Origin of the sequence: Flavobacterium sp. (genome assembly GCF_043720215.1) — a bacterium.
Classification (GTDB): domain Bacteria; phylum Bacteroidota; class Bacteroidia; order Flavobacteriales; family Flavobacteriaceae; genus Flavobacterium.
On record NZ_JAYSSZ010000183.1, the window covers coordinates 1 to 9,601 of the forward strand.

The following is a 9,601-nucleotide window of genomic DNA, read 5'->3' on the forward strand; positions in this document are numbered from 1 at the left end:
ACTGCTCCCATAAGCAAACCGCCTGCTGATCCTCCTTCAGCATATAAATGCTTTGCTGATGTGTATTTTTCTGCTATTAAAAATTTTGAACAATCTATAAAATCAGTAAATGTATTTTTCTTTTTTAATAATTTTCCATCATCATACCAAGGTCTTCCTAAATCTTCACCTCCACGAATGTGTGCTATGGCAAAAACAAATCCACGGTCTAAAAGACATAATCTTGTTGTCGAAAACGTGCAATCCATAGAGTAACCATAAGAACCGTAAGCATATTGCAACAATGGATTGCTTCCATCGAGCTGCACTTCAACTTTATGAATCATCGAAATAGGAATTTTTGTTCCGTCGCTAGCTGTAGCCCAAAGTCTTTTTTCTACATAATTATTCTTATCAAATTTTCCACCTAAAACTTCCTGTTCTTTTTTAATTTCTTTGGTTTTGGTTCTCATGTTAAAATCGATAACCGAAGATGGAGTTGTTAAAGATTGATAACCGTAACGAAGTATTTCGGTATCAAAATCTACATTAGCACCTGTTGATGCGGAATAGGTTTCACTCTCAAAAGGTAGATAATATTCTCCTTTTCCGCTCCAAGGCATAATTCTAATTTTATGCAAACCATTTTCGCGTTCTTCTACAACCAAAAAGTCTTTAAAAATTTCGATATCTTCTAATAAAACGTCTTCTCTGTGAGCAATTACTTCTGTCCAGTTTTCTTTTGATGTTGCTGTTTCTAATGTTTTCATCAATTTGAAATTCTCAGCTTCATCTTTATTAGTCATAATATAAAAACTATCACCGTAGTGATTAATGCTATATTCTAAACCACGAACACGTTTTTGAAACATTCTAAATTTTCCATCAGGATTATCGGCTTCAAGGATTTGATATTCAGTTGTAAGCGTGCTTCCAGACTCAATTGCTAGGTATTTTTTTGATTTTGATTTGGCAATATCTACATTATACGTTTCGTCTTTTTCAAAATAAACCAAAATATCATCTGAAGAATTTGAACCTAATTTGTGCTTGAAAATTTTGTCCGAACGCAACGTAACTTCGTCTTGTGTCGAATAAAAAATAGTGAAATTATCATTTGCCCAAACGGCAGAACCTGATGTGTTTTCTATTTTATCAGATAAAATTTCGTTTGTTTCTAAGTTTTTTATCTGAATCGTATAAATTCTTCTTCCAATAAAATCAGTACTAAAAATAGCCAACTTATTGTCTGGACTAACACTTAATCCGCCCAGTTGAAAATAAGTTTGCCCTTTTGCCATTTCGTTACAATCGAACAAAATTTCTTCTTTTGCTTCTAAACTTTCTTTTTTACGAGAATATATTGGATAATTTTGCCCTTTTTCGAAACGAGTAATATAGTAATATCCGTTATACAAATAAGGAACTGACTGATCATCTTCCTTAATTCTGGCTTTCATTTCTTCGAATAATTCTGTTTGAAATGTCTTTGTATCGGCTGTCATTTCGTTATAATATTCATTCTCTTTGTTTAGATAATCAATCACTTCTGGGTTTTCTCGATCGTTAAGCCAATAATAATTATCCGTTCGAATATCTTTATGTTTTTCTAAAGTATGTGGTTTTATAGCTGCTAAAGGAGCTGTTATTTTTTTAGACATTTTTGTTTTTAATTTTAATGACAAAAATAAGATAGAATTTCATTTTATAGCCAAGAATTCATAAAATTTATTAAACTAAAATCTGTGAATCTCTAGCTTTAATTATTAAATTTGCATTAAATTAAAAAACATACACATGGACTTAATGGCAATGATGGGTAAAATGAAAGAAACCCAACAAAAAATAGAAGACACCAAAAAACGTTTAGATACTGTTCTTATAGACGAGCAAAGCACTGACGGATTACTTAAAGTGACAATAACTGCAAACAATACGATAAAAAACATCTCTGTTGACGATGCTTTGTTAGAAGACAAGGAACAATTAGAAGATTATCTTGTTACGGTAATAAACAAAGCTATCGAAAAAGCGACAAGAGTAAACCTTACCGAACTTGATGCGGTTACTAAAGTAGACATGCCTATGATTCCTGGCATGGAAGACATGTTTAAATAAAAAATCACGAATTACGAATTATGAGTTTTTGAAACTCATAATTCGTAATTGATATTTACATTTTCAATTTCAAAAGTGTTTCCAAAACATAATCGTGCATGACTTCACGATAATCTAAATGAGTCACAATACGTAATTTTCCGTGTCCCATAGAGCTAATCGAAATTCCTTTCTCTCTCAATTTTTCGGTGATTACTTTTTCATCTAAATACGATTGAACCGAAAATATCAAAATATTAGTTTCTACTGGCTCTACAGAAGCTATCCAAGGCAAACTTTGCAAAACCTGAGCTAGTTCTTTTGCTCTACGATGATCTTCCGCTAAACGGTCAAAATGATTATCTAAAGCGTAAATTCCCGCCGCGGCTAAATAACCTGCTTGTCGCATGCCACCTCCAAATATTTTACGGATTCGTAATGCTCTATGAATTGTTTTTGCATCAGAAACCAAAACTGAACCTATTGGTGCTCCTAACCCTTTAGACAAACAAACTGAAATAGAATCAAATAATTCGCCGAATTGTGTTGGCGATTGCTTTTTTGCAACTAATGCATTCCATAATCTAGCACCATCGAGATGGTATTTCAAATCATTATCTAAACAAACTTGCTTAATTTCTCTAAGAGGTTGCAAATCATAACAAGCTCCACCGCCTTTATTAGTTGTATTTTCTATACTAACTAAACTAGTAAGTGGTGCATGATAAAACTCAGGATCATTAATAGCATTTTTGACCAAATCGGCAGTAATCATACCTCGATTTCCATCGACAAGATTACAGGAAACGCCACTGTTAAAAGAAGCTCCGCCACCTTCATAATGATAAATATGGGACCATTTATCACATATTATTTGTTCACCAGGATTGGTGTGCAATTTTATAGCCGTTTGATTTGCCATGGTTCCCGAAGGAAAAAACAAAGCAGCTTCCATACCAAACATTTCTGCAACTTTATCTTCCAAGGCGTTAACCGTTGGGTCTTGTTTATACACATCATCGCCTACTTTTGCGCTAAACATAGCGTTTAGCATTTCTTGTGTAGGCTTGGTTACAGTGTCACTAACTAAATTTATTTCCATATTTCGAATAGAATTCTTATTTTTGATGCTAAATATATAAATTACTTTTGCTTTTCTAGCCCTGATAGTAGTGAAAATCCCACGCTTTTGGGCGTGGATTGTAGCGGATAGCAGGACACGAGTAAAACGAACTGACGAAGCAAATAGCTTCAAGTAATTATTACAAAACTAAACAATTTTATGACAAATACCGAACAAATAAAAGGTATTGTGGAGCGTCTTGGTGCGTTGAGGAGGTATCTTTGACATTGATGCAAAACTAATAGAGATTACAAACGAGGAAGAGAAAACATTTGCTCCCGATTTTTGGAATAAAGCAAAAGAGGCTGAAATCCTTGTAAAAAACCTTCGATCAAAGAAAAAATGGGTCGAAGATTATGAAAAAGCCGTAAATTTATGTGATGAGTTACAATTAGCCTATGAGTTTTATCGTGAAGGAGAACTTTCTGAGGAAGAATTGGACGATTTGTATGAAACCACGAACAACCATATAGAAGGAATTGAGTTTAAGAACATGCTTTCTGACGAGGGCGATTCGCTTAGTGCTGTACTACAAATTACTGCTGGTGCTGGAGGAACAGAAAGTTGTGACTGGGCAAGTATGCTAATGCGTATGTATATGATGTGGGGAGAGAAAAACGGTTTCAAATTTAAAGAATTGAACTATCAGGAAGGTGATGCGGCTGGAATAAAAACGGTCACATTAGAGATTGAAGGCGATTATTCTTTTGGGTACTTGAAAGGTGAAAATGGAGTGCATCGCTTGGTGCGAATTTCCCCATTTGATAGTAATGCAAAACGACATACATCGTTTGCCTCAGTTTATGTTTATCCTCTGGTTGATGACACTATTGAAATTGAAATAAATCCTGCAGATATTGAGATTACAACTGCTCGTTCTAGTGGTGCTGGCGGTCAGAATGTAAATAAAGTGGAAACAAAAGTTCAGTTGACTCACAAACCAAGTGGAATTCAAATTCAGTGCTCGGAAACACGTTCGCAACATGATAATAGAAATCGTGCCATGCAAATGTTGCGTTCACAATTGTATGAAATAGAACTAAAAAAGAAACTAGAGCAACGTGCTGATATTGAAGCTGGAAAGATGAAAATAGAATGGGGTTCGCAAATTAGAAACTATGTAATGCAACCTTATAAGCTGGTAAAAGATGTACGAACAGGCCATGAAACCAGTGATGTAGATGGTGTAATGAACGGTAATATAGATGCTTTTTTGAAAGCATATTTAATGAAAATGGGACAAAAAGAAAGTTAAACTAAATAATTATATCATGACTAATTATATTAAGCGCTTTTATGACGAAGAAGTTTGGAAACAAATTGAATTAAAATCCCCTTTTATAGAAAGATATGAATTATGGATTTCTAATTATGGTACTATAAAACGAATCACATTTTCTTCAGGAATAGAAAAAATAGTAAAACCTCTTTTAACAGAAGGTTATCCATCGACAAACTTAATGGTTCTTACTCCAATAACTGAAAAAGAAAGTGCAAAATTTATACCTGCAAGGGAAGAAATAGCTGTTTTAAAATTAGAAATTAAGAATTATACAAACGAATTAGTTTCTATTACTGAAGATATAAAATATAAGGCGATTTTAAATAAAATCGAAGGAACTGAAGCAATATTAGCTAAGAAAAAGAAGGATTATTTAAAAAAATACCAGAAAGCTGAAAGAAAACGCAAGAAAACTTTTGGAGGACTCATTCATCGGTTTGTAGCTATTTATTTTATAGAAAAACCATCAAAGGATCATAATTTAGTTGCTCACATTGATTATGACAAACTAAACAATCATCATTCGAACTTAAAATGGATGACGCGTGAAGAAAATGCAACACATCAAAAAAGTAGTCCTTTTGTTATAAAATCTAAAGCGAAAGTTCTAGTAAATGGTGGACATCGTGGTAACACAAAACTCACTGAAAGCCAAGTAATGATTATTAAGAAGCGCATAAATGAAGGCATTGCATTGCGGGAACTCGCTAAACGACATAAAATTACTGAAACACAGCTTCTACGAATAAAACGAGGAATAAACTGGGGGAAAGTACCAGCTGCATTATAATAAAAAGGGTCTGAAATTTTCAGACCCTTTTAGAATATAATAACTAACTCTCATTGCTGCATTTTAAAATAATAATCGGCAGAATGTTTTCCACTTCCATACATAAGAAAGAAAATACATAATCCGAAAAGAAGTACCGATAAAATTAAATTTTGAATATCCATTTTGCCAATAAAATTGATTAAGAAAGCTCCAAATAAAATAGGTAATTGTGCGAAAATAGCCCAACGAGTTAGTAACCCAAAGACTAACATTATTCCACCAACTAAATTTGCCGCAACTACATAATGAATAATTACCATTCCGCCACCAAATTTTTTAAGTGATTCTGCATAAATATCGTAATACTCTGTGTTCGTTATAAAAGAAATACCTTTATAAAACAGATAAAATCCAACTAAAATACGTAGCAAATCTATTCCGTAATAGGTGTGAGCATTAGCCCATTTATTAAGTTTTTTTACAGTATCCATAATATTAAGGTTAAATTATTTCACTAAGTTATAAAATATTAACAACTAAAAAAAGAATTTATCAAAATTTATTCAAAATCAATAAGAAATTTATTTTTTAAAACATCTACTTCGCTAAGCCTTTTAATTTTAATATTAGATTTTGTCCAATTATTACTTGGGTTCAAGCGAATTGTTTTATTTTTTAATTTAACATCTATTGGCATATTAAAATTTGACTCAGATGATTTCCATTTATAAGATAATTTTCCTTTTTCTTTTTTTAATTCTAAAGTTGGAATCGTAGCGTATTTTAAATATTGATTAAAAACTGGAGTCAAGTTTATTCCTGATTCTGTGTTAAAGAAATCTACTACAGTATTAGTATCAATAATTTTATGACGGAAAGTTTCGCTATACTTCAAGAGTATTTTCCACCATTTTTCATCATCATTTACAATATGACGAATAGTGTTTAAAAGCAATGCTCCTTTTGGGTACATATCACCACTACCCTCTTTGTTTACGCCATAATCCCCAATAATCGGACGGTCATTATTTACATTATTACGCAATCCGTAAGCGTATTCCATCGCTTTGTCATAACCAAACTGACATTCAACAAAAACGATTTCGGTATATTGTGTAAATCCTTCATGAATCCACATATCGGCGATATCTTTGCTCGTAATACTGTTGCCAAACCACTCATGACCACTTTCGTGAATAATAATAAAATCGAACAACATGCCTACTCCTGTTCCCGATAAATCGCTTCCTAAATATCCTTTCTGATACTGATTTCCGTAAGCAACAGCGCTTTGATGTTCCATACCTAAATAAGGCGTTTCAACCAGTTTATAACCATCGGAAGCAAAAGGATAGGTTCCAAATTTTGACTGAAAACAGTCCATCATAGGTTTTACTTCTTCAAATTGTTTACGAGCTTTCTCTTCATTTTCTCGCAAGACATAATAATCTAAATCTAGTCCTTTGTAGTTTTCTCCAAAATGTACATAATCACCAATATTCAGGGTAACATCATACGAATTTATAGGGTTTTTTACTTCCCAATCCCAACGAGTATATCCGTTTTTTAAATCTTCCGAACCTACTAATCTTCCGTTAGAAACATTCATTAAACCATTAGGCACAGCTACTTTTATCGTTGCACCTAAATCTGGTTCATCGCTTTGAGAATCCTTACAAGGATACCACAAACTAGCTCCAGTTCCTTGGCAAGCTACTCCAATCCATTTTTTTCCTTGTTTATCTTTTGTAAATACAAAACCACCATCCCAAGGTGCTCTTTTGGCAATTATAGGGTTTCCGGAATAATAAAACCGTATTTTTTCTTGGTTTCCAATTTTTAAACTTTCATTGAAAGTGATAAAAACAGCAATTTCATCACGTTTATAATTCAGTTTTTTAGTATTATAAATAATACTATCAATTTGCATATTCTCGAATAAATCGATTTGAATTGTATTCGATTTATCGACAACTTTGAAAGTAATATCGTTGTAACCTACTATCGATTTTTCATCAATATTGACTTTGATATTTAAATCATAACGTTGCACATCGAAACAAGTTCGTTCTGTTCGCAAACCACCTTGAAGTGAATCACGACGAGTTATTTCCTGTGCAGACACTAAGTTTGTTAGTAATAAAAAGAGAATTATGTTTTTCATGTTAATTGAATTAAATAAAAAATCTACTACGTAAAGTTAGTAGTAGATTTTAATTTATTGCTGTTTTTAAGAAAAATTTTAATTAAATATTTTCCTATAAATAAAATATCCAATCCAAATTCCAAGTGAATAAATCAATCCAAATTGAATATCTGATGGGTAAGGATGACAACCGTTCCAACTTGGAAAATCGTATAATAATTCTATAATCCAATTTGGAGAATTATATTCCGAATCACAACAATCGGGAATTAGAAAATTCTCTAATATAAATGATAATAAATATGAAACTATAATTCCAGGTATTGAGAAAACGAATATTAAACCTATTTTTTTTAACATGACTAAACCTGAATCACTCCCAAATTAAATTGCTTCTCAATGGGTGCGTGATTTGCCGCCTCAATTCCCATCGAAATCCAAGTTCTAGTTTCAAGAGGATCAATAATAGCATCCGTCCACAAACGAGAAGCCGCATAATATGGCGAAACTTGTTCGTCGTAACGTGCTTTTATTTTATCAAACAATTCTTTTTCTTTGGCTTCATCAATGACTTCTCCTTTAGCTTTTAGCGAAGAAGCTTCAATTTGTGCGAGTACTTTTGCAGCTTGCGTTCCACCCATGACAGCGAGTTCGGCACTTGGCCAAGCAAATATTAATCTTGGATCATACGCTTTTCCACACATGGCATAATTTCCTGCTCCGTAAGAATTTCCTACAATGACAGTAAACTTTGGTACTACCGAATTAGAAACTGCATTGACCATTTTGGCACCATCTTTTATGATTCCGCCATGCTCTGATTTGCTTCCAACCATAAATCCTGTAACGTCTTGTACAAAAACTAATGGGATTTTCTTCTGATTACAATTGGCAATAAAACGGGTTGCTTTATCGGCAGAATCCGAATAAATAGCACCGCCAAATTGCATTTCGCCTTTGGCATTTTTAACTACTTTTCGTTGGTTAGCCACAATTCCTACAGCCCAACCATCAATTCTGGCATACGCTGTGATTAATGTTTTTCCGTAATCACCTTTGTATTCATCAAATTCAGAATTATCTACCATTCTTTTTATAATCTCGTACATATCATATTGATCTGCACGTGATTTTGGAATAATTCCAAATATTTCTTTTTCATCAAGTGCTGGTTTTTCTGATTTAGCACGATTAAATCCAGCTTTTTCAAAATCACCAATTTTACCAACAATACTTTTTATTCTGTCTAAAGCATCTTTGTCATCTTTTGCTTTATAATCTGTCACACCCGAAATTTCGCAATGTGTTGTAGCGCCACCTAATGTTTCATTATCGATAGTTTCTCCTATTGCAGCTTTTACTAAATAGCTTCCAGCTAGAAAAATACTTCCTGTTTTATCTACAATCATGGCTTCATCGCTCATAATGGGTAAATAAGCACCTCCAGCGACACAACTTCCCATAACCGCTGCAATCTGGGTAATTCCCATGCTGCTCATAATGGCATTATTTCTAAAAATACGTCCAAAGTGTTCTTTGTCTGGAAAAATTTCATCTTGTAATGGCAAATAAACGCCAGCTGAATCAACTAAATAGATAATCGGTAAACGGTTTTCCATGGCAATTTCTTGCGCACGAAGATTCTTTTTTGCAGTAATTGGAAACCAAGCTCCAGCTTTTACGGTAGCATCATTAGCTACAACAATACATTGTTTTCCTGAAACATAACCCATTTTTACCACTACTCCACCTGACGGACAACCACCGTGTTCTTTGTACATTCCTTCACCAACAAAAGCACCAATTTCGATATTATTTTCATTAGTATCAAGCAAATAATCAATACGTTCTCGAGCTGTCATTTTGCCTTCGGCATGTAGTTTTTGGATTCGTTTTTCGCCTCCTCCAAGTTTAACTTTTGCAAAGTGTTGTCTCAAATCTGATAATAATAGTTTATTGTGGTCTTCGTTTTTGTTGAAGTTTATGTCCATTTGTAAATTCTTAAGTAATATTAATTTTGAGGCTAAAATTAATAAAAATATCTATGACACTCACAAAACATTTGATTATTGACTAGTCCTAAATAATCGATACAGATTATTAAACAAAAATAGATAAATTAAACAGCACCAAAAACGTTTTTGGTGCTGTTTTTAGTTTTATAGGTTTTCATTATTAGTTTACTTTGCTCGTGCATTTGAT

9 protein-coding genes are annotated in these 9,601 nt (G+C 33.1%); 3 read left to right on the forward strand and 6 right to left on the reverse strand.

Annotation, left to right across the window (positions count from 1 at the left end):
* Window positions 1–1,640 (reverse strand): S9 family peptidase (locus ACHZC3_RS08425; RefSeq protein ID WP_394759429.1); only part of this gene is annotated, 1,640 nt, incomplete at its 3' end.
* 136 nt (window positions 1,641–1,776) lie between these two features.
* Between ACHZC3_RS08425 and ACHZC3_RS08430 the strand changes: the two genes are divergently transcribed.
* The gene (locus tag ACHZC3_RS08430; RefSeq protein WP_394759430.1) at window positions 1,777–2,097 is read left to right on the forward strand and encodes a YbaB/EbfC family nucleoid-associated protein; all 321 of its coding nucleotides are present in this window, start codon (window positions 1,777–1,779) and stop codon (window positions 2,095–2,097) included.
* A gap of 55 nt (window positions 2,098–2,152) precedes the next feature.
* Here ACHZC3_RS08430 and ACHZC3_RS08435 read toward each other — a convergent pair whose 3' ends face one another.
* A complete protein-coding gene (locus tag ACHZC3_RS08435; RefSeq protein WP_394759431.1) occupies window positions 2,153–3,178 on the reverse strand; it encodes a threonine aldolase family protein in 1,026 nt (341 codons plus the stop codon).
* Between the two features lie 180 nt (window positions 3,179–3,358).
* On the opposite strand from ACHZC3_RS08435, the gene prfB reads away from it, so the two are divergent.
* Both prfB and ACHZC3_RS08445 read left to right on the forward strand, forming a co-directional pair.
* A protein-coding gene (prfB, locus tag ACHZC3_RS08440) for a peptide chain release factor 2 (RefSeq protein ID WP_394759432.1) occupies window positions 3,359–4,454 on the forward strand; the annotation gives its coding sequence in 2 pieces (ribosomal slippage) (window positions 3,359–3,421 and window positions 3,423–4,454; 1,095 coding nt in all).
* 16 nt (window positions 4,455–4,470) lie between these two features.
* Complete coding sequence (locus ACHZC3_RS08445; protein ID WP_394759433.1) at window positions 4,471–5,271, forward strand: HNH endonuclease; 801 nt, start codon at window positions 4,471–4,473, stop codon at window positions 5,269–5,271.
* A gap of 50 nt (window positions 5,272–5,321) precedes the next feature.
* On the opposite strand, the gene ACHZC3_RS08450 is transcribed toward ACHZC3_RS08445, so the two are convergent.
* The 4 genes from ACHZC3_RS08450 to ACHZC3_RS08465 all read right to left on the reverse strand — a co-directional run bounded on the left by ACHZC3_RS08450 (window position 5,322) and on the right by ACHZC3_RS08465 (window position 9,390).
* A complete protein-coding gene (locus ACHZC3_RS08450) occupies window positions 5,322–5,744 on the reverse strand; it encodes a DoxX family protein (RefSeq protein ID WP_394759434.1) in 423 nt (140 codons plus the stop codon).
* Window positions 5,745–5,812: 68 nt separating this feature from the next.
* On the reverse strand, window positions 5,813–7,417 hold the full coding sequence (locus ACHZC3_RS08455; RefSeq protein ID WP_394759435.1) for a M1 family metallopeptidase: 1,605 nt from the start codon (window positions 7,415–7,417) through the stop codon (window positions 5,813–5,815).
* A 78-nt stretch (window positions 7,418–7,495) separates the two neighbouring features.
* The gene (locus ACHZC3_RS08460; RefSeq protein WP_394759436.1) at window positions 7,496–7,759 is read right to left on the reverse strand and encodes a hypothetical protein; all 264 of its coding nucleotides are present in this window, start codon (window positions 7,757–7,759) and stop codon (window positions 7,496–7,498) included.
* 2 nt (window positions 7,760–7,761) lie between these two features.
* The gene (locus ACHZC3_RS08465; RefSeq protein ID WP_394759437.1) at window positions 7,762–9,390 is read right to left on the reverse strand and encodes an acyl-CoA carboxylase subunit beta; all 1,629 of its coding nucleotides are present in this window, start codon (window positions 9,388–9,390) and stop codon (window positions 7,762–7,764) included.
* Between the last annotated feature and the right edge of the window lie 211 nt (window positions 9,391–9,601).